At 63.1% G+C, this 19,806-nt stretch carries 20 protein-coding genes; 1 reads left to right on the plus strand and 19 read right to left on the minus strand.

Annotation, left to right across the window (positions count from 1 at the left end):
- The first annotated feature begins 15 nt into the window (after positions 1–15).
- On the plus strand, positions 16–2,571 hold the full coding sequence (locus IEC33019_RS19235; RefSeq protein ID WP_070093051.1) for a PepSY domain-containing protein: 2,556 nt from the start codon (positions 16–18) through the stop codon (positions 2,569–2,571).
- Positions 2,572–2,677: 106 nt separating this feature from the next.
- Here the strand turns inward: IEC33019_RS19235 and IEC33019_RS19240 are convergent, their stop codons facing one another.
- From IEC33019_RS19240 to iscR, 19 genes are all read right to left on the minus strand, one after another.
- Positions 2,678–3,469, minus strand: a complete 792-nt coding sequence (locus tag IEC33019_RS19240) for an amidohydrolase (RefSeq protein WP_070093052.1) — start codon at positions 3,467–3,469, stop codon at positions 2,678–2,680.
- Complete coding sequence (locus IEC33019_RS19245; protein WP_070093053.1) at positions 3,457–4,605, minus strand: pyridoxal phosphate-dependent aminotransferase; 1,149 nt, start codon at positions 4,603–4,605, stop codon at positions 3,457–3,459. The genes IEC33019_RS19240 and IEC33019_RS19245 overlap by 13 nt, the downstream gene beginning before the upstream one ends.
- A 223-nt stretch (positions 4,606–4,828) precedes the next feature.
- Positions 4,829–6,295, minus strand: coding sequence for a ribosome biogenesis GTPase Der (gene der, locus IEC33019_RS19250; protein WP_070093054.1), 1,467 nt, complete (start codon positions 6,293–6,295; stop codon positions 4,829–4,831).
- Between the two features lie 117 nt (positions 6,296–6,412).
- Positions 6,413–7,555, minus strand: a complete 1,143-nt coding sequence (bamB, locus tag IEC33019_RS19255; protein ID WP_070093055.1) for an outer membrane protein assembly factor BamB — start codon at positions 7,553–7,555, stop codon at positions 6,413–6,415.
- A gap of 1 nt (position 7,556) precedes the next feature.
- Complete coding sequence (locus IEC33019_RS19260; protein WP_070093056.1) at positions 7,557–8,198, minus strand: tetratricopeptide repeat protein; 642 nt, start codon at positions 8,196–8,198, stop codon at positions 7,557–7,559.
- A gap of 39 nt (positions 8,199–8,237) precedes the next feature.
- Complete coding sequence (hisS, locus tag IEC33019_RS19265; protein ID WP_070093057.1) at positions 8,238–9,527, minus strand: histidine--tRNA ligase; 1,290 nt, start codon at positions 9,525–9,527, stop codon at positions 8,238–8,240.
- A gap of 24 nt (positions 9,528–9,551) precedes the next feature.
- Positions 9,552–10,661 carry a flavodoxin-dependent (E)-4-hydroxy-3-methylbut-2-enyl-diphosphate synthase gene (gene ispG / locus IEC33019_RS19270; protein ID WP_070093058.1) on the minus strand — a complete coding sequence of 370 codons (1,110 nt, stop codon included), beginning with the start codon at positions 10,659–10,661 and terminating at the stop codon, positions 9,552–9,554.
- A 2-nt stretch (positions 10,662–10,663) separates the two neighbouring features.
- Entirely contained in the window at positions 10,664–11,692 is a 1,029-nt protein-coding gene (locus IEC33019_RS19275) for a RodZ domain-containing protein (RefSeq protein WP_070093059.1), read from the minus strand.
- Positions 11,689–12,450, minus strand: a complete 762-nt coding sequence (pilW, locus tag IEC33019_RS19280) for a type IV pilus biogenesis/stability protein PilW (RefSeq protein ID WP_070093060.1) — start codon at positions 12,448–12,450, stop codon at positions 11,689–11,691. The genes IEC33019_RS19275 and pilW overlap by 4 nt, the downstream gene beginning before the upstream one ends.
- 12 nt (positions 12,451–12,462) lie before the next feature.
- Complete coding sequence (rlmN, locus tag IEC33019_RS19285; RefSeq protein WP_070093061.1) at positions 12,463–13,608, minus strand: 23S rRNA (adenine(2503)-C(2))-methyltransferase RlmN; 1,146 nt, start codon at positions 13,606–13,608, stop codon at positions 12,463–12,465.
- A 24-nt stretch (positions 13,609–13,632) separates the two neighbouring features.
- Complete coding sequence (gene ndk, locus IEC33019_RS19290; RefSeq protein WP_023382208.1) at positions 13,633–14,064, minus strand: nucleoside-diphosphate kinase; 432 nt, start codon at positions 14,062–14,064, stop codon at positions 13,633–13,635.
- An 89-nt stretch (positions 14,065–14,153) separates the two neighbouring features.
- Positions 14,154–14,354 (minus strand): Fe-S cluster assembly protein IscX, encoded by a 201-nt coding sequence (gene iscX / locus IEC33019_RS19295; protein ID WP_023382209.1) that lies wholly within the window; start codon positions 14,352–14,354, stop codon positions 14,154–14,156.
- Between the two features lie 9 nt (positions 14,355–14,363).
- Complete coding sequence (fdx, locus tag IEC33019_RS19300) at positions 14,364–14,705, minus strand: ISC system 2Fe-2S type ferredoxin (protein WP_043208095.1); 342 nt, start codon at positions 14,703–14,705, stop codon at positions 14,364–14,366.
- 3 nt (positions 14,706–14,708) lie between these two features.
- Positions 14,709–16,571, minus strand: a complete 1,863-nt coding sequence (hscA, locus tag IEC33019_RS19305) for a Fe-S protein assembly chaperone HscA (RefSeq protein ID WP_070093062.1) — start codon at positions 16,569–16,571, stop codon at positions 14,709–14,711.
- Positions 16,572–16,614: 43 nt separating this feature from the next.
- Positions 16,615–17,136: a co-chaperone HscB gene (hscB, locus tag IEC33019_RS19310; RefSeq protein ID WP_070093063.1), complete on the minus strand. Its 522-nt coding sequence runs from the start codon at positions 17,134–17,136 to the stop codon at positions 16,615–16,617.
- Between the two features lie 8 nt (positions 17,137–17,144).
- Positions 17,145–17,468 carry an iron-sulfur cluster assembly protein IscA gene (gene iscA, locus IEC33019_RS19315; protein WP_043208089.1) on the minus strand — a complete coding sequence of 108 codons (324 nt, stop codon included), beginning with the start codon at positions 17,466–17,468 and terminating at the stop codon, positions 17,145–17,147.
- Between the two features lie 42 nt (positions 17,469–17,510).
- Positions 17,511–17,897 (minus strand): Fe-S cluster assembly scaffold IscU, encoded by a 387-nt coding sequence (gene iscU / locus IEC33019_RS19320; RefSeq protein ID WP_043208088.1) that lies wholly within the window; start codon positions 17,895–17,897, stop codon positions 17,511–17,513.
- A 46-nt stretch (positions 17,898–17,943) separates the two neighbouring features.
- Positions 17,944–19,158, minus strand: a complete 1,215-nt coding sequence (locus IEC33019_RS19325; RefSeq protein ID WP_043208086.1) for an IscS subfamily cysteine desulfurase — start codon at positions 19,156–19,158, stop codon at positions 17,944–17,946.
- 42 nt (positions 19,159–19,200) lie between these two features.
- On the minus strand, positions 19,201–19,692 hold the full coding sequence (iscR, locus tag IEC33019_RS19330) for a Fe-S cluster assembly transcriptional regulator IscR (protein WP_070093064.1): 492 nt from the start codon (positions 19,690–19,692) through the stop codon (positions 19,201–19,203).
- Between the last annotated feature and the right edge of the window lie 114 nt (positions 19,693–19,806).

Raw genomic sequence — 19,806 nt, forward strand, 5'->3', positions numbered from 1 at the left:
GACAAGGTGAACGATGTGGTGAAGAAGTCGCTGTTCCAATTGCACTGGTTCTTTGGCATCACCGCCGGCCTGGTGCTGGCATTGATGGGGATCACCGGGGCGGTCTACTCCTTCCAGGAAGAACTGCTACGCCTGTTCAACCCGGACGTGCTCAAGGTCCAGGTGCGCGAGGAAGGCGTGCTGCCACCGGCCGAACTGGTGCGCCGAGTCGAAGCCGCCCAAGGCGATACCGTCTCGATGCTGTGGGTCGATACCCGCGATGGCAACGCCGCGCGGATCTTCTTCCAGCCGCCACCGGGCCAGCGTCGCGGCGAGATGCGCTATGCCGACCCCTATACCGGCCAATTCCAGGGCGAAGTCACCGGGCAAGGCTTCTTCAACCTGATGCTGCAGTTGCACCGCTTTTTGGCCATGGGTGACACCGGCCGGCAGATCACCGGCGCCTGCACCCTGATGCTGGTGTTTTTCTGCCTCTCGGGCCTGTACCTGCGCTGGCCACGCCAGGCGCTGAACTGGCGGGCCTGGCTGACACTGGAGTGGGCCAAGAAAGGCCGCGCCTTCAACTGGGACCTGCACGCCGTCGCCGGGACCTGGTGCCTGCTGTTCTATCTGCTGTTCGCCTTGACGGGCCTGTTCTGGTCCTACGAGTGGTACCGCGAAGGCCTGAACAGACTGCTGGCAGATGCCCCCGCCGCCGGGCAGCAGCACAAGCGCGGCGAGGGCCGTGGCCGCCACGGTCCGCAAAAACTCGACAGGAACGCACCGCCTTTGGTGGTGGACTACGACGCCATCTGGACCAGCCTCAAGGAGGCCGCAGGCCCCGGCCTTGTGAGCTATAACCTGCGTCTGCCGCCCGCCGGTGGGCAGCCGGCCACGCTTTTCTACCTGCTCGAAAGTGCCGACCACGAACGCGCCTTCAATACCCTGACGCTGGACCCGGCCACCGGCCAGGTAAAACGTCATGAGCGCTACACCGACAAGTCATTCAAGGCGCAGTTGCTGCAAAGCGTCTATGCCTTGCACGTAGGCAGCTACTTCGGCCTGCCAGGACGGATCATCGTCACCGTGGCCAGCCTGACCATGCCGCTGTTCTTCATCACCGGCTGGCTGCTGTATCTCGACCGCCGGCGCAAGAAGCGCCAGGTAAGGGCTGCCCGCAGCTCGGTATCCCATGCCAAGGCGGGCGGCGACAGCTGGCTGATCGGTTTCGCCAGCCAAAGCGGTTTCGCCGAACAATTGGCCTGGCAGAGTGCCGGCCAATTGCAAGCAGCCGGCCTGCCGGTGCAAGTCCGGCCATTGGCCGAGCTGGGTGAGCGCGACCTGCAACAGGCCCGTCGCGCCCTGTTCGTGGTGAGCACGTTCGGCGACGGTGAAGCGCCTGACAGCGCCCGCGCCTTCGAGCGCAAGGTGCTAGGCCAGCCGTGGGCATTGAATCACCTGAACTACGCAGTGCTCGCCCTCGGCGATCGCCAATACCCTCACTTCTGCGGCTTCGCCCGCAGGCTTCAAGCGTGGCTGGACGAACGTGGCGCCACCCGCGCCTTCAGCGCGGTTGAGGTGGACAACGCCGACCCGGCAGCCCTGCTGCAGTGGCAGCAGGCACTCGCCCAACTGACCGGATCCCAGCCGGTGACGGCCTGGCAAGCGCCGTCGTTCGCCAACTGGACCTTGCGCCAGCGCCAGTGCCTGAACCCTGGCAGCCAGGGCGCACCGGTCTACCTGCTGGGGCTTCAGTCAGACCATCCCCAGACCTGGGAAGCCGGCGACCTGGTAGAAGTCCTGCCGCGCAACGGCCAACCGCGCATCGACGCCTTGCTCGCCGGTTTGGGCCTGGACGCAACGACACCGGTGCGCCTGGACGGTCTGGATGAGCCCCTCGGCCAGGCCCTGGCCACTCGCCAGTTGCCACTGAGCCGGGAACACCTGGTGGGCCTGCACGCCCAGGCGTTGGTCGATGCCTTGATTCCCATCACTGCACGGGAATACTCCATTGCCTCGATCGCCAGCGACGGCGTGCTGGAGCTGATCGTGCGTCAGGAGCGACGCCCAGATGGCACCTTGGGCCTGGGCTCGGGCTGGTTGACTGAATACCTCCCGCTGCAGGGCAACATCAGTCTGCGCCTGCGCCGCAACAGCGGCTTCCGCCTCCCGGATGCGCCTGCACCGATGATCCTGATCGGCAACGGCACGGGCCTTGCCGGCCTGCGCAGTCTGCTCAAGGCGCGTATCGCCGCGGGTGAGCGGCGCAACTGGTTGCTGTTCGGCGAGCGCAATCGCGCCCATGACCTGCTGTGCGGCGACGAGCTTCAAACCTGGTTGGCCGATGGCGACCTGCAACGACTGGACCTGGCGTTTTCCCGCGACCAGGCGGAGAAGGTCTATGTACAGGATGTGCTCTTGCTGCAGGCCGAGACGCTCAAGCACTGGGTAGCCGACGGGGCATGTGTCTATGTCTGCGGCAGTTTGCAGGGAATGGCCGCTGGGGTGGATGCGGCGCTCAGTGGCGTCCTCGGGGCCGAGGTAGTGCAGCAGCTGATCGAGGACGGGCGGTATCGGCGGGATGTGTATTGATCCCAAAGGCGCCCCTTTCCCGGCACCAGGCCGCTCCTGCAGGAGACCGCGATCCCGTGTAGGAGCGGCCTTGCGCCGCGATGGACTGCCAAGCAGCCCCTAGGTCTCAATGCAGCTCGAAGGTATCGGCATCCAGATTGGCCGGGAAGCGCGCGCGATAGGCCGCCAGGTCCGACGCGCTCAGCACCGCCGTGAACACCCCATCGGCCTCGCCGGCACTGAGCAGGCTCTCACCCTGGAAATCCAGCACCTGGCTGTCGCCGGAATAGGCAAAGCCCTTGCCGTCGGTGCCGACACGGTTCACCGCCGCCACATAGCACAGGTTTTCGATCCCTCGCGCCGGCAACAGACGGTTCCAGTGCTGACGGCGCGCGGCCGGCCAGTTGGCGGTATACAGCAGCAGGTCGGTATCCTGGGCATCGCGGCTCCACACCGGGAAGCGCAGGTCGTAGCAGATCAGCGGACGCACGCGCCAGCCCTTGAGCTCGAACTGCACCTGGCGCTCACCCGGGGTGTAGTGCCGATGCTCGCCGGCCATGCGGAACAGGTGGCGCTTGTCGTAATGCAGGATCTCGCCATCGGGCCGCGCCCAAAGCAGCCGGTTGCGGTGGCTGCCATCGGCAGCCTGGATGATCACGCTGCCGGTGATCACGGTATCGAACTTCTTGGCCTGGGCCTTGAGCCACTTGTAGGTCGGCCCATTCTCGGGCTCGGCGAGGCTTTCGGACTCCATGGAGAAACCGGTGGTGAACATCTCGGGAAGGATCACCAGATCCGCTTCACCGACCTGGGCCAACAGCTCTTCGAAATGCGCATAGTTGGCCTCGCGGTCGTGCCAGGCCAGGGTTGTCTGCACCAGGGCGACTTTCAGGTTGGGCAGTTCACTCAGATCGCGCATAGTTTTTCCGCCGCCTGACGCAGCGTCTCCTCACGTTTGGCAAAGCACAGGCGCACCAGGCGTTGCTCGGGGATGGGTTGCTGGTAGAACACCGAAACCGGAATGGTGGCCACACCGTGCTCACGGGTCAGCCACAGGGACATCTCGACATCGCCCAGGTCCGGGCGGATCTGCGAATAGTCCACCAGTTGGAAGTAAGTGCCTGGCGTGCGGGTGAAGGTGAAACGCGAGTCCTGCAGCAAATCGCAGAACAAATCGCGCTTGGCCTGATAGAAGCCCGGTAGTTCATCCAGATGTTGCGGATGCTCGGCCATGTAGTCGGCCAAGGCACACTGCAACGGCGTCACGCCGCAGAAGTTGACGTATTGGTGGACCTTGCGCAGCTCCGCGCTCAAGGCCGGTGGCGCCACCACATAGCCGGTCTTCCAGCCGGTAACGTGATAGGTCTTGCCGAACGAGCTGATCACGAACGCGCGCGAGTACAGCTGCTCATGAGCCAATACGCTGGCATGGCGCACGCCGTCATAGATCAGGTGTTCATAGACTTCGTCGCTGATCAGGTAGATATCGCGGCCCTCGATCAGCCGCGCCAGTTGGTCCAGGTCCTCACGGCTGATCAAGGCGCCGCTGGGGTTGTGTGGCGAGTTGAGGATGACCATGCGCGTACGCGGCGTCAGCGCATCGCTGAATTTCTGCCAATCGATACGGAAGTCGCCGTCACAGAGCTGCACATGCACGCAGCGCCCGCCGGCCAGTTCGACGGATGGCTCGTAGCTGTCATAGGAAGGGTCGAAAACGATCACCTCGTCACCCGCCTGGATCACCGCCTGAATGGCGCAGAAGATCGCCTCGGTGGCACCCGGCGTGATGGTCACTTCGTGATCGGCATCGACCGTGGCGCCGTACAGGCGCGCGATCTTGGCCGCTACCTGCTGGCGCAAGGCTGGCAGGCCGGTCATCGGCGAATACTGGTTATGGCCGGCCATGACATGGCGACACACCGCATCGAGCAACGCCTGGGGCGCATCGAAGTCAGGGAAGCCCTGGGACAGGTTGAGCGCACCCGTCTGCACAGCGAGCTGCGACATGGTGGTGAAGATGGTCGTGCCGACGTTCGGCAATTTGCTGCGGATCATGAAGCCCTCTTTCCTGAACACTGCATTCGGCACGGGGTAGAGGCCGAGCATAGCGGATCGAGCGGTCAGGAAAAAGGTTGAAACAATAGGGGGATTGCCTTGTGTCAGCAGGCCTCTTCGCGGGTGAACCCGCTCCCGCTGGTATTGCATCGCTCTCAAGTGCGATACGGTACCTGTGGAAGCGGGTTCACCCGCAAAGCGCCGCAGAGCGCCCCCAATAGGCTTACTTGCGCTTGTCCTTGCGCTTCTTCTCAGCCTTCTTGTGGTGCGACATCAGGCGACGCTTCTTGTTGACCTGACGATCGGTGAGGGTGTTTTTCTTGCCCTCGAACGGGTTGTCGCTGCCCTTGTACTCGATGCGAATCGGCGTGCCGACCAGCTTGAGCACCCGGCGGTAGGTGTTTTCCAGGTAACGCGAGTACGACCGCGGGATCTTGTCGGTCTGGTTGCCGTGGATCACGATCAGCGGCGGGTTCGCGCCACCCAGGTGGGCATAGCGCAGCTTGATGCGGCGACCGTTGACCATCGGTGGCTGGTGCTCGCTGATGGCGTCCTCGAGGATCTGGGTCAGGCGGCTGGTCGGCCAACGGGTGACCGCCGACTTGAACGCAGCCTGCACGGATTTGTACAAGTGACCCACACCGGTGCCGTGCAGCGCGGAAATGAAGTGGATGTCGGCGAAGTCGACGAAGAACAGCCGACGCTCGAGCTCCGTCTTCACGTAATCACGCTCGCTCGGCTCCATGCCGTCCCACTTGTTCAGGGCGATGACGATGGCGCGGCCTGCTTCCAGGGCGAAGCCCAGCAGGTTCAGGTCATGGTCGACCACCCCTTCGCGGGCGTCCATGACAAAGATCACCACGTTGGCGTCCTTGATCGCCTGCAGCGTCTTGACCACCGAGAACTTCTCGACTTCCTCGTGGATCTTGCCGCGCTTGCGCACCCCGGCGGTGTCGATGAAGGTGTACTTCTCGTCATCACGCTCGAAGGGGATGTAGATACTGTCACGGGTGGTGCCCGGCTGGTCGTAGACCACCACGCGCTCTTCGCCGAGCATGCGGTTGACCAGGGTCGACTTACCGACGTTGGGGCGGCCGATGATGGCGATCTTGATACCATCCTTCTCGCTCGGGCCCGGAATACGCGCGGCCTCTTCCCCTTCTGCGACGTCTTCGTCGAGGGCTTCCTCGACTTTGTCGCGCGGGATGTGGCCCAGCACGCTTTCCATCAGGGCGTTGATGCCACGGCCCTGGGAGCCGGCTACGGGAATGGCGTTGCCCATGCCCAGTGGCGAGAACTCGGCGCGGGCGACGTCCGCATCGATGTTGTCGATCTTGTTGGCGACCAGGATCGCCTCTTTGTTCCGCTTGCGCAGGTGCTCGGCGATCATCTGGTCGGCGGCGGTCATACCGGCGCGGGCATCGACCAGGAACAGCACGTAGTCGGCTTCTTCGATGGCCATCAGCGATTGCTCGGCCATCTTCTCGTCCATGCCCACTTCGTCGCCGGTGATACCACCGGTGTCGATCAGGATGTACGAGCGACCCTGCCAGGTGGCATCACCATACTGGCGGTCACGGGTCAGGCCCGACAGGTCACCGACGATGGCATCGCGGGTCTTGGTCAGGCGGTTGAACATGGTGGATTTGCCGACGTTCGGCCGTCCCACCAGGGCGATTACGGGAACCATGCGGCTCTCCACTCTTGAATTCTTGAAAATGCAAAGGCCGCTGCAAGGCAGCGGCCGGAGTTCGTGCGGCACATCATGCGCCGCGGCTCGAGACCGTATCCGGCCTCAAGCTTAGCTTCAGCGGATGGTCAGTGCCTCGAGTTTGCCGCTGTTGCCGAAGACATAGATGGTGTCGCCGACCACCAGGGGACGTGCGCGCAAGCCATCGCTGTCGATCCGCTCACGACCGACGAAGCGACCATCGACCTGGCTGAGCAGGTGCAGGTAGCCCTCGAAATCACCCACAGCCACGTAGCTGGAGAAGACTTCCGGTGCCGACAGCTGACGGCGTGCCATGGAGTCGTTGGTCCACAGGGCGCTGGAAGAGCGCTCATCGACGCTTTCCACGGTGCCCGACGCTTCGCTGACATAGACGTTGCCGAAGCCTTGGGCGACACCGACGTAGCTGGAGGCATCGCGCTGCCACAGCACACGGCCGCTTTCCAGGTCCAGGCCCGCGACGCGGCCCTGGTAGGTGCTCACGTACAGAGTGCCACCGGACAGCAGCAGACCGCCGTCGATGTCTACCACGCGGTCAAGCTCCGAACGGCCCTGCGGGATGGCCACACGGCTCTCCCACACCGGCACGCCATTGCGCACATCCACCGCGACCACCTTGCCGGTGGACAGGCCGGCCACGGCCAGGCGGTTGGTCACCACCGGCGCACCGGTGCCGCGCAAGGTCAATACGGCCGGGGTGTTCTCGTAGATCCACAGGCGATCGCCGGTGGCGGCATCGAGGCCGATCAGACGATCGTCCTGGGTCTGCACCACCACCACGTCACCGTTGTTGGCAGGCGGCGCCAGCACTTCGCTGGTCACCCGCGAACGCCAGCGCTCTTCGCCAGTGCTGGAATCCAGGGCAATGACCTCGCCCTTGAGGGTGCCGAGCATGACCAGGCCGTAACCAACACCGACCGCGCCGGAGACCGGCAGGTCCAGGTCCTTTTTCCACACCACGTCGCCGTCGATGCGGTTAAGGGCCATGACCCGACCATTGACGTCGGAGGCGTAGATACGATCGTTCTCGATGGCCGGGACCAAGGTGTTGTAGGTCTCACCCTGGCCGTCGCCGATCGAGCGGCTCCACTGCTTCTTGAGCACCACTTCCTCGGTGAACTTGGTCAGCTCGGCCGGAGGCAGTTCCTTCTTGCTGTTGCTGCTGCAACCTGCGGCCAGAACGGCCAGGGTGAGCACTGCTGCTTGTTTCCAACCGATCACGTCAGGCGTCCCCTTTGGCCAGGTCATCCAGCTTCAGTTGCAGGCCACCGACCGCGGCGTCATCGGACAGCGCAGCCTTGGCTTTTTCATAGGCACTATGGGCATCGTCGGCACGCCCCAGCTGGACCAGCAGGTCCCCCTTGAGCTCTTCGCGGCTGGCCAGGAAAGCCTTGTCGGCATCACCGTCGAGCAGCTTGAGGGCTTCTTCGGCTTTGTCCTGAGCCGCCAGCACACGGGCCAGACGCTGGCGCGCGATCTCACCCAGGGTGGCGTCGGCCGGCTTGTCCATCACGCTCTTGAGCTCGGCGGCGGCGTCGTCAAGCTTGCCGCTGTCGACCGCGACCTTGGCCACGAACAGGCTGCCGTACTGGGCATAAGCCGAGCCACCGAACTCGCTCTTGAGCTTGCCGGACAGTTCCGCGACCTTGGTCGCGTCTGGCTGGCCGCTTGGCGTCAGGCTGGTTTCCAGCAGGGCCTGGTACAGGGCAGAGGCGCCTTGCGACTGGTTGTTCTGGTACTTGTGCCAGGTCTGCCAGCCCATCACCACCACGCCAGCCAGCAGGGCACCGGTCAGCAGCGGCTTGCCGTTGCGGTTCCACCAGTCCTTGGCTGCGGCCAGGCCATCATCATCGGTACTCGACACCCCAATACTCCTTTTCAGCAATTCGGCTGTTTGACCCTGTCACGCCTGCGCGACAGCGGCTTGCAGGTGCTCGGCCAGAGCATCCCAGGCAATGTTCTGTTGTTCGCCCTGGCCACGCAGGGGCTTGAATCCAATCACTTGCTGCGCCAGCTCGTCATCACCGAGGATCAGGGCAAACAGCGCCCCGCTCTTGTCGGCCTTCTTGAACTGGCTCTTGAAACTGCCGCCACCGGCATTGACCGCCAGGCGCAGGCCCGGCAGGCGATCGCGCAGGCCCTCGGACAGGCGCAGACCGGCCAGCTCCGCCTGCTCGCCGAAGGCGCACAGGTAAACGTCGATCTGACGGCTGATGGACTCGGGCACCTTGCCCAGGGTCTCCAGCAGCAGGATCAGGCGCTCGATGCCCATGGCGAAACCAACGCCCGGGGTCGGCTTGCCGCCCATCTGCTCGACCAGGCCATCGTAGCGGCCACCGGCACAGACGGTGCCTTGGGCGCCGAGCTTGTCGGTGACCCACTCGAACACGGTCTTGCTGTAGTAGTCCAGGCCGCGGACCAGCTTGGTATTGATCACGAACGGAATGCCGGCAGCATCCAGGCGAGCCTTGAGCCCCTCGAAATGCACGCGGGACTCTTCGTCCAGGTAGTCTTCGAGCTTCGGCGCGCCGACCAGTACCGCCTGGGTACCTTGGTCTTTGCTGTCGAGGATGCGCAGCGGGTTGCTCTTGAGGCGACGCTGGCTGTCTTCGTCCAATTGCTCGAGACGTGCCGACAGGAACTCGACCAGCGCATCGCGGTAGCGTGCGCGGGCCTCGCTTGTGCCGAGGCTGTTGAGCTCCAGCTTGACCGCGTCCTGGATACCCAACAGGCCCCACAGACGCCAGGTCAGCATGATCAGTTCGGCATCGACGTCCGGACCTTCGAGGTTGAACACCTCGACACCGATCTGGTGGAACTGGCGGTAGCGGCCCTTTTGCGGACGCTCGTGGCGGAACATCTGACCGACGTACCACAGCTTCTGCACCTGGCCGTTGCCGGTGATGCCGTGCTCAAGCACGGCGCGTACGCAGGCGGCGGTGCCTTCAGGGCGCAGGGTAAGCGAGTCGCCGTTACGGTCCTCGAAGGTGTACATCTCTTTTTCGACGATATCGGTGACTTCACCGATCGAGCGCTTGAACAGCTCGGTGAACTCGACGATCGGCGTGCGGATCTGGCTGTAGCCATAGGTGTCCAGCAGGCCGGCCACGGTACCCTCGAAGTAGCGCCACAGGGGCGACTGGTCGGGCAGGATGTCGTTCATGCCACGGATGGCTTGCAGCGATTTGCTCACGAAAAGTCCTTACGAATCTGGGTATCAGCCGCGGGCGATGAGCGCCGCGTCGGCCTCGGCCTTTTCGGCCGCTTTCTGGCGGATGAGTTTTTCCAGCTCATCGACCAGGTTGTCATTGGTCAGCTTCTGCGATGGTTTGCCGTCGATGTAGACCAGGTTCGGCGTACCGCCGGTCAGCCCCACGTGGGACTCCTTGGCTTCGCCTGGGCCGTTGACCACGCAGCCGATCACGGCCACGTCCAGCGGTACCAGCAGGTCTTCCAGGCGCCCCTCCAGCTCGTTCATGGTCTTGACCACATCGAAGTTCTGCCGCGAGCAGCTCGGGCAGGCGATGAAGTTGATGCCACGTGAACGCAGGTGCAGCGACTTGAGGATGTCATAGCCGACCTTCACTTCCTCGACCGGATCGGCGGCCAGGGAAATGCGAATGGTATCGCCAATGCCTTCGGCCAGCAGCATACCGAGGCCGACGGCGGATTTCACCGTCCCCGAACGCAGGCCACCAGCTTCGGTGATGCCCAGGTGCAGGGGCTGGACGATCTGCTTGGCCAGCAGGCGATAGGCTTCCACGGCCATGAACACATCGGACGCCTTGACGCTGACCTTGAAGTCCTGGAAATCCAGACGATCCAGGTGCTCCACATGACGCAGTGCCGACTCGACCAGCGCTGCTGGGGTCGGTTCGCCGTATTTCTTCTGCAGGTCCTTTTCCAGCGAACCGGCGTTGACGCCGATGCGGATCGGGATGCCGCGGTCACGGGCAGCGTCGACTACCGCACGCACACGGTCCTCACGGCCGATATTGCCCGGGTTGATGCGCAGGCAGTCGACGCCCAGTTCGGCCACGCGCAACGCGATGCGGTAGTCGAAGTGGATGTCGGCGACCAGCGGCACGCTGACATGCTGCTTGATTCTACCGAACGCCTCGGCGGCGTCCATGTCCGGTACCGATACACGGACGATATCGACGCCGGCATCGACCAGGCGCTGGATCTGCGCGACGGTGGCGGCGACGTCATTGGTATCGGTGTTGGTCATGCTCTGCACCGCGATGGGGGCATCGCCACCCACCGGGACATTGCCGACCCAGATCTTCCGGGATTCGCGACGTTTGATCGGAGATTCGCCGTGCATGGTTACTGTCCCAACTTCAGGCGAGCGGTCTCGCCACTGGTGAACGGAGCGACGTCGACCGGCTGGCCGTTGTAGCTGACCTGGGCGCCACGGGCAAAGCCCAGGCGCACCGAGAACGGCGGCTTGCCATTCAGGTCGAGGCTATCGCCCTTGCGTTTGATGGCGCTGAACAGCACCTTGCCGTTGCCGTCGGTGACCTGGGTCCAGCAATCGGCGGTGAACTGGATTTGAACCTTGGCGTTGCCTGCCGGCACTTCGGCCGGGATCGGCGCGGCAGTGACCGGTGCACTGACAGCAGGCGCGACGGGGGCGACCGGGGCAGCCACGGCGGCAGGCACGACAGGTGCATTGGCGGTCGGGGCCGCGGCTGGAGCCTGGGGCGCCGGAGTGGCTGCGGAGTTTTCGGTCGTGGTTGACGGGGCTTCGCTGCTGATCACAGCTTCAGGCGCGGAGCCTTCGGTGGTTTGCTCAAGCGGCAACGGCGCGCCTTCAGGTTGCTGGCCTTCGGTCACGGCCTGGTCTTCCGGCTCGTCCAGCGGATGGATCTGGGTGGTGCCATCGGCACTCTCGACCTCGACATGCTCAAGGGCGATCTTGGCCAGGTCCTTGCCGCGCAGGCTGCCCTGGTCCTGCCACCAGAAGAAGCCACCGCCGACGACCACCACCAACAGCAGCAGGCTGACACCACGCAGGATATTGTGCGACAGGCGCACCGGCTCTTCGATTCGGCCCAGCGAATGGACCTCGCTGCCCTTGGCGTGAGTACCGGTGTAGTGATCGAACGCCTCGACCAGAGGTGCCTGGTCCATGTCCATCAGCTTGGCATAGGCGCGGATGTAACCACGGGCAAAGGTATGCCCTGGCAGCTTGTCGAAGGCGCCATTTTCAAGGTTGTTCAACGAACTTACCGTGAGGTTGAGCTTACGGGCCACCTCGGCTTGCGACCATTCCCGGCTCTCGCGGGCCTGGCGCAAGACCTCACCGGGATTCTGGCGAGTCGCTGCTGCTACTTCGGGGTGCGCGGCTTTCATCGTTGCTCCGACAGGTATTGCTGATATTCCGGCGTACCGGGATAAAGTCGTTGTAATTGCTGGCCCAGTTCGGCCGCAGTGCCTGGCTCGTCGAATGCCTGGGCAAGGCGGCTGCCCAGCAACAAGCTACGGGCGCTCGGGTCGTTCAGTTGGCTGAAACGATCGTAGTAGTCCCGGGACGGCACATAATGCCTGTTTTCGTAGGACAACTCAGCCATTTCGAGCAACGCCTTCGGTTGCCGCGGATTGAGTTGCAGGGCCTTGGCCAAGTATTCATGCGCCTGATCCCGACGCTCGAGTTTCAGGGCGACCAGCCCCAGATTCTCGTAGACCCGAGAGCGCTCAGGATACAGGGTATCGGCGGCGGCTTGGCGAAACATCTGCTCGGCCTTGGCAAATTGCCCCTGAGCATAAAGGAAACTGCCGTAATTGTTGCGAATCCGGGTATCCCCCGGGCGCGCCGCCAGGGCCTTGTTGAAATGCGCTTCGGCCAGGGCCGGCTCGCCTTCGGCCTGGAATACCAGCGCCAGGGCTGCGTGAGCATCGGCGTCGTTGCCATTGAGCGCCAAGGCCCGCACCAAAGGTGCCTTGGCCTGGCCGGTCAAACCCTGTTGCAAATACCCCAAGCCCAATTGTACGTAGGCCCGCCCGGCTTCCTCGCGACCCTGGCGACTGGCCAGAGGGTCACCCGACCCACCGGAAACGCAACCAACCAGCAGCGAAAGCGACAGGATCGACAGCGCGGCGCGCAAGGTCATGGGCGGGTACCGTCAGTGGCGCGGGGCGGTGTCTTGGCGCTCTGCGTCGGCGCTCAACTGGCGCACGGCGATGTAGCGCTCGCTACGGCGGGTGCGGTCCATGACCTGGCCGACCAACTGACCACAGGCTGCATCGATGTCTTCGCCGCGAGTGGTGCGGGTGGTGACGTTGAAGCCACCATGATGCAGCAGATCCTGGAAGCGGCGGATGGCATTGTTGCTCGGCCGCTCATAACCCGAATGAGGGAACGGGTTGAACGGGATCAGGTTGATCTTGCACGGCACATCGCGCAGCAGCTCGATCATCTGGGCTGCATGCTCGGGCTGGTCGTTGACGTCCTTGAGCAAGGTGTACTCGATGGTGAGTACGCGCTTGCCGCCCAGTGTCGACATGTAGCCCATGCACGACTCCAGCAGCATCTTCAGCGGGTACTTCTTGTTGATCGGCACCAGTTGGTTACGCAGCTCGTCGTTGGGCGCGTGCAGCGACAGCGCGAGGGATACGTCGATGTGCTTGGCCAGCTCATCGATCATCGGCACCACGCCCGAGGTGGACAGCGTGACGCGGCGCTTGGAAATGCCATAACCCAGATCATCCATCATGATCTTCATGGCGGCGATGACATTGTCGAAATTCAAAAGCGGTTCGCCCATGCCCATCATGACCACGTTGGTGATGGCGCGGTCGATCTTGGCCGGGACGGTACCGAAGGATTTGTTGGCAAGCCACACCTGACCGATCACTTCGGCGGCGGTGAGGTTGCTGTTGAAGCCTTGCTTGCCGGTGGAGCAGAAACTGCAATCCAGGGCGCAGCCGGCTTGCGACGAAACGCAGAGGGTGCCGCGGTCATCGGTGGGGATGTAGACGGTCTCGACGCAGCTGCCGGAGGCAACGCGGACCACCCATTTGCGGGTGCCGTCGGCAGAAATGTCTTCACTGACCACTTCAGGCGCCCGAATCTCGGCAACGGCCTCGAGCTTTTCGCGCAAGGCCTTGCCGACATTGGTCATGGCAGCGAAATCATCGACGCCAAAGTGGTGAATCCATTTCATGACCTGACCGGCACGAAAACGCTTCTCTCCGATGGACTCGAAGAATTTTTCCATTTCCTGGAGGGTCAGGCCCAACAGGTTGATCTTGCCAGTCATGTCACTCATGGAATCACCCAAGACCTGCTTCGCTTAGCGAATGCGGTCGCACAGCTCGGTAGCGGAGAAGAAGTAAGCGATTTCGCGGGCAGCCGAAGCTTCCGAGTCGGAACCGTGGACAGCGTTCTCGTCGATGGAAACGGCGAAGTCAGCGCGGATGGTACCGGCAGCAGCTTCTTTCGGGTTGGTGGCGCCCATCAGCTCACGGTTGGCCAGAACGGCGTTTTCGCCTTCCAGAACCTGGACGATGACAGGACCGGAGGTCATGAAGGCAACCAGGTCAGCGAAGAAACCGCGCTCTTTGTGCTCAGCGTAGAAGCCTTCGGCCTCGGCTTTGGACAGTTGCTTCATCTTCGAAGCGACGACGCGCAGGCCGGCTTTCTCGAAACGGGTGGTGATTTCGCCGATAACGTTTTTAGCAACGGCGTCAGGCTTGATGATGGAGAAAGTACGTTGAACAGCCATGGATAACTCCAGAAAATTGAGTGTTGCGAAAAATTAAACCCGCGAATTATACGCGGGTTCCAGGGGATTGCCTAACCTGCAGGTAACGCTCAGTCGGCTTCTTCGATCCAGGCCGCCTGGATGGCCTCGAGCACTTTCTCACCGCCGCGTGACGGATCGTCGCTGAATTCTGGCAAAGCCAGCACCCAGCGGTGCAGATCGACGAAATTCACATAACGAGGATCGACGTCCGGCTTGCTTTCCGCAAGCTGGATGGCGATCTCAAGTACATCAATCCATTTCAGGCTCATGCTGGAACCTCAGTGCGGCGCTTCGGCGGCGTGGTTGAGCGAATACTTGGGGATCTCGATGGTCAGGTCTTCTTCCCCGACGATCACCTGGCAGGCCAGGCGCGATTGCGCTTCCAGGCCCCAGGCCTTGTCCAGCATGTCTTCTTCCAGCTCATCGGCCTCTTCCAGCGAGTCGAACCCCTCGCGGACGATGCAATGGCAGGTGGTGCAGGCGCAAACGCCACCGCAGGCACTCTCCATCTCGATGTGGTGCTCGTGGGCCAGCTCCAGGATATTGGTGCCTGGCTCCACCTCCACCACCAGCCCATCCGGGCAAAACTTCTCGTGCGGCAGGAAAATCACCTGGGGCATCGGTTACTCCTCGATCTCATTCAGGTTGCGCCCGGCCAGTGCGGCTTTGACCGTCGAATCAAGGCGACGGGCGGCAAATGCATCGGTCACCTGCGACAGACGCTTGGTCTGCTGCTCGATGGCCGCGCCATCGGTGCCGCTGAGCAAATCACGCAATTCTTGCATCTGGTACTCGATCGCTTCGCGCTCTTCGCTGCTGAGCAGTCGATCACCGTCGGCATCCAGGGCACCCTGCACCGCTTCGAGCAGGCGTTCGCCGTCGACCTGGTGCTCGCGCAACTGGCGCGCCTGCTTGTCGGAGCCTGCATGTTCGAAGGAGTCCTTGAGCATGCGGGCAATCTCGCCATCGGTCAGTCCGTAGGACGGTTTGACCTGGATACTGGATTCCACGCCAGAGCCCAGTTCACGGGCCGAGACGCTGAGCAAACCATCGGCATCCACCTGGAAGGTAACGCGGATCTTCGCCGCGCCAGCGACCATGGCCGGGATGCCGCGCAGCTCGAAGCGCGCCAGCGAACGGCAATCGCTGATCAGCTCGCGTTCGCCCTGCAACACGTGGATCATCATGGCCGACTGGCCATCCTTGTAGGTGGTGAACTCCTGCGCGCGGGCCACCGGAATGGTCGTGTTGCGCGGAATCACCTTTTCCATCAAGCCGCCCATGGTCTCAAGGCCCAGGGACAGCGGGATGACGTCCAGCAGCAGCAATTCGCCACCTTCGCGGCGGTTGCCGGCCAAGGTGTCGGCCTGGATGGCAGCACCGATGGCAACCACCTGGTCCGGGTCGATGGATGTCAGTGGAGTACGGCCGAACAAGCCCCCGACGGCCTCGCGCACACGGGGAACGCGGGTCGAGCCACCAACCATCACCACCGCACCGACCTCCTCCAGCTCAATGCCGCTGTCGCGCACAGCGCGGCGGCAAGCTTTGAGGCTACGGGCGATCATCGGCTCGATCAGTGCGTCGAACCCAGCACGGCTCAATTCACCCTGCCAATCACCATGACGCACGCTGACGACATCGGCGTCGGTCAGGGCTTCCTTGGCGGCACAGGCAGCCTGCAACAGCTGGCGCTGGGCGGACGGATCGAGATCGGAAGACAGGCCCGCCTGCTCGATGATCCAGCCGGCGATCGCATGGTCGAAATCGTCACCGCCCAGGGCGGTGTCGCCGCCGGTGGCCAGCACTTCGAAGACACCGCCGGTCAGGCGCAGGATGGAAATATCGAAAGTGCCGCCGCCCAGGTCATAGATCGCCACCACGCCCTCGGCGTTTTGGTCCAACCCATAGGCAACGGCAGCGGCGGTCGGCTCGTTGAGCAGGCGCAGCACGCTCAGGCCAGCCAGACGAGCAGCATCCTTGGTGGCCTGGCGCTGGGCATCGTCGAAATAGGCCGGGACGGTGATCACCGCGCCCACCAGCTCGCCTCCGAGGGTTTCCTCGGCGCGCTGGCGCAATACCTTGAGAATGTCGGCAGACACCTCCACCGGGCTCTTGGGCCCCTGGACCGTGTCGATGAACGGCATATGCGACTCGCCGCCGACAAAACGGTACGGCAGCTGTTCACCCAATTGCTTGACATCAGCCAGGCCGCGCCCCATCAGGCGCTTGACCGACAGAATAGTGTTGAGCGGGTCGCTTGAGGCCGCTTCGCGCGCAGCCAGGCCGACTTCGCTGCGACCTTCGAGGTAGCGCACCGCGGACGGCAAAATGACATTGCCCTGCGCATCAGGCAGGGGCTCGCTGCGACCACTGCGCACGGCAGCGACGAGGGAGTTGGTGGTGCCCAGGTCAATCCCCACCGCCAGGCGACGCTGGTGCGGCTGAGGGCTTTGACCGGGTTCGGCGATCTGCAGTAGGGCCATGCTTATCTGAGTACCTTAGGCGTCGTCACGGGCAACGCCGGGGTTAATCGTCGAGGCGCTCTTCGAGTTGGCGCACTTCCTGGGCGAGCTTGTCGAGGAACTGCATGCGGCGCATCAGGCGCTCGGCCTTGTCACGCTCGGCAGCCACGTCCCAGCAGGCGGCAAAGTCCTCGTTAAGTGTCTCCTGTGCGGCCTTCAGGCGCTTTTTGAACACCGCTACGCCGTCCAGGTCGGCTTCGTCCTGCAGCTCTTCGAGCTCTTCTCGCCACTGCATCTGTTGCAGAAGGAAGTCAGGATCGCGCACGGTCACTTCCTGGGGCACTTCATGGCCACTGATAGCCAGCAGGTAACGGGCACGGCTCGGCGCGCTGCGCAGGGTCTGGTAGGCGTCGTTCAGTGCCGCCGACTTTTCCAGCGCCACGCGCTGCTCGCGCTCGGAGGCATCGGCGAAACGGTCCGGATGGACCTCGCGGGCCAGCTCGCGGTAGCGGCTAGCCAACTTATCGAGGTCCAGACGGAAGCCAGGCTGGAGGTCAAACAGAGCGAAATGGCAAGGAGTACCCACGTCAAGCCTCAGACATTGAAGCTTTCGCCGCAGCCACACTCACCGCGCACGTTGGGGTTGTTGAACTTGAAGCCTTCGTTCAACCCTTCCTTGACGAAGTCCAGCTCGGTGCCATCGAGGTACACCAGGCTCTTCGGGTCAATGATGACCTTCACGCCATGGTTCTCGAACACTTGGTCTTCGGCGGCCAGTTCATCGACGAACTCCAGCACGTAGGCCAGGCCCGAGCAGCCGGTGGTGCGCACGCCCAGGCGGATGCCCTCGCCTTTGCCGCGCCCTTCGAGGGAACGCCGCACGTGGTTGGCGGCGGCTTCTGTCATGCTGATAGCCATCGGAACTCTTTCCTCAACGTCAGTGACCTTGCGACAGGCGACTTAGAGCAAGCCTTTCTTCTGCTTGTAATCGCGCACGGCCGCCTTGATGGCGTCCTCGGCGAGCACGGAGCAGTGGATCTTCACCGGCGGCAACGCCAGTTCTTCGGCCAGCTGGGTATTCTTGATGGTCTCGGCTTCGTCCAGGGTCTTGCCCTTCATCCACTCGGTGGCCAGGGAGCTGGAGGCGATGGCCGAACCGCAGCCGTAGGTCTTGAACTTGGCGTCTTCGATGACACCCTGCTCGTTGACCTTGATCTGCAGACGCATGACGTCACCGCAGGCCGGCGCGCCGACCATACCGGTACCGACATCAGGATCATCGGCGTTCATCTTGCCGACGTTGCGTGGGTTTTCGTAGTGGTCGATGACCTTTTCACTGTATGCCATGGTGCAATTCCTTCCTCATCAGGGAGCCGCTCTTGCTGGCGACTGCTTAGTGGGCGGCCCACTCGATCTTGGAGATGTCAACGCCGTCTTTGTACATGTCCCACAGCGGCGACAGCTCACGCAGTTTGTTCACGGCCTCGCAGACTTTCTGCGCGGCGTAGTCGACTTCTTCCTCGGTGGTGAAACGGCCGAAGGAGAAGCGGATCGAGCTGTGCGCCAGTTCGTCGTTACGGCCCAGGGCGCGCAGGACGTAGGACGGCTCGAGCGAAGCGGAGGTACAGGCCGAACCGGACGATACGGCGATGTCTTTGAGCGACATCAGCAGCGACTCGCCTTCGACGTAGTTGAAGCTCAGGTTCAGGTTGTGCGGCACGCGCGCGGTACGGCTGCCGTTGACGTACAGCTCTTCGAGGTTGGAGACCTGTTCGAAGAAGCGGTCGCTCAGAGCCTTGATGCGTGCGTTCTCCGCGGCCATTTCCTGCTTGGCGATGGCGAAGGCCTCGCCCATGCCGACGATCTGGTGGGTCGGCAGGGTACCCGAGCGCATGCCGCGCTCATGACCACCACCGTGGATAATGGCTTCCAGACGCACACGCGGCTTACGGCTGACGTACAGCGCGCCGATACCCTTCGGGCCATAGACCTTGTGCGCCGAGAACGACATCAGGTCGACCTTGAGCTTCTGCAGGTCGATCTCGACCTTGCCAGCCGACTGAGCGGCGTCGACGTGGAACAGCACGCCGCGCGAGCGGGTCAGCTCACCGATGGCGGCGATGTCGTTGATCGAGCCGACTTCGTTGTTCACGTGCATCAGCGAGACCAGGATGGTGTCTTCACGCAGCGCCGCCTCGACCATGGCCGGGGTGACGATGCCGTCTTCGCCCGGCTCGAGGTAGGTGACTTCGAAACCTTCACGCTCGAGCTGGCGAGCGGTATCGAGGACCGCCTTGTGCTCGATCTTGGAGGTGATGATGTGCTTGCCCTTGGTCTGATAGAAGTGCGCCACGCCTTTGAGGGCGAGGTTGTCGGACTCGGTGGCACCGCTGGTCCAGACGATCTCGCGCGGGTCGGCGTTGATCAGCTCGGCGACTTGGCGACGGCCATTCTCGACCGCCTCCTCGGCCTTCCAGCCAAAGACGTGGGAGCGCGAGGCCGGGTTACCGAAGTTTCCGTCGACCAGCAGGCAGTCGGCCATCTTCTGGGCGACGCGGGGATCGACCGGCGTGGTCGCGGAGTAATCGAGGTAGATCGGCAACTTCATTGAGTATCTCCTATCAGGCGGTGGCGTCGCTCGTCGCTGCTATCAGTCGACGGCGGACGTCTCAATCTTGTCCATCTGGGCGGTACGGCCCGCGACGCGTCGCAGGTCCTGGCGGTGGGCGACTTCCTGCACCTCGCGGCGCATGACGAGGTCGGCCAGGCTGATACCGCTGAGGAATTCATGGATCTGCTGGCTGAGATCGCACCACAGGTGGTGGGTCAGACAGGTGTCACCGGCGTGACAGTCTCCCAGGCCCTGGCAACGGGTGGCATCGACCGATTCGTTGACCGCATCGATGACCTGGGCCACCTGGATGGTTTCCATGCCCCGCGACAGCTGGTAGCCGCCACCCGGGCCGCGCACGCTGGAGACCAGGCTGCTGCGGCGCAACTTGGCGAACAGCTGCTCCAGATAAGAGAGAGAAATGCCCTGGCGCTCGGAAATGTCGGCCAAAGACACCGGCCCATGCTGCGCGTGCAACGCCAGATCGAGCATGGCGGTCACGGCATATCGGCCTTTGGTAGTCAGTCGCATGGCTAATGGGTACCACGGGAGTTACAGGATGTGAGCGAGTATGCGATTCCCGAGCATTTAAGTCAACTATTAGACCTAGTGCTTTAGTCGGGTTTGCATCGGGGAGGCGGGCGC

The organism is Pseudomonas putida, assembly GCF_002741075.1.
GTDB lineage: Bacteria > Pseudomonadota > Gammaproteobacteria > Pseudomonadales > Pseudomonadaceae > Aquipseudomonas > Aquipseudomonas putida_T.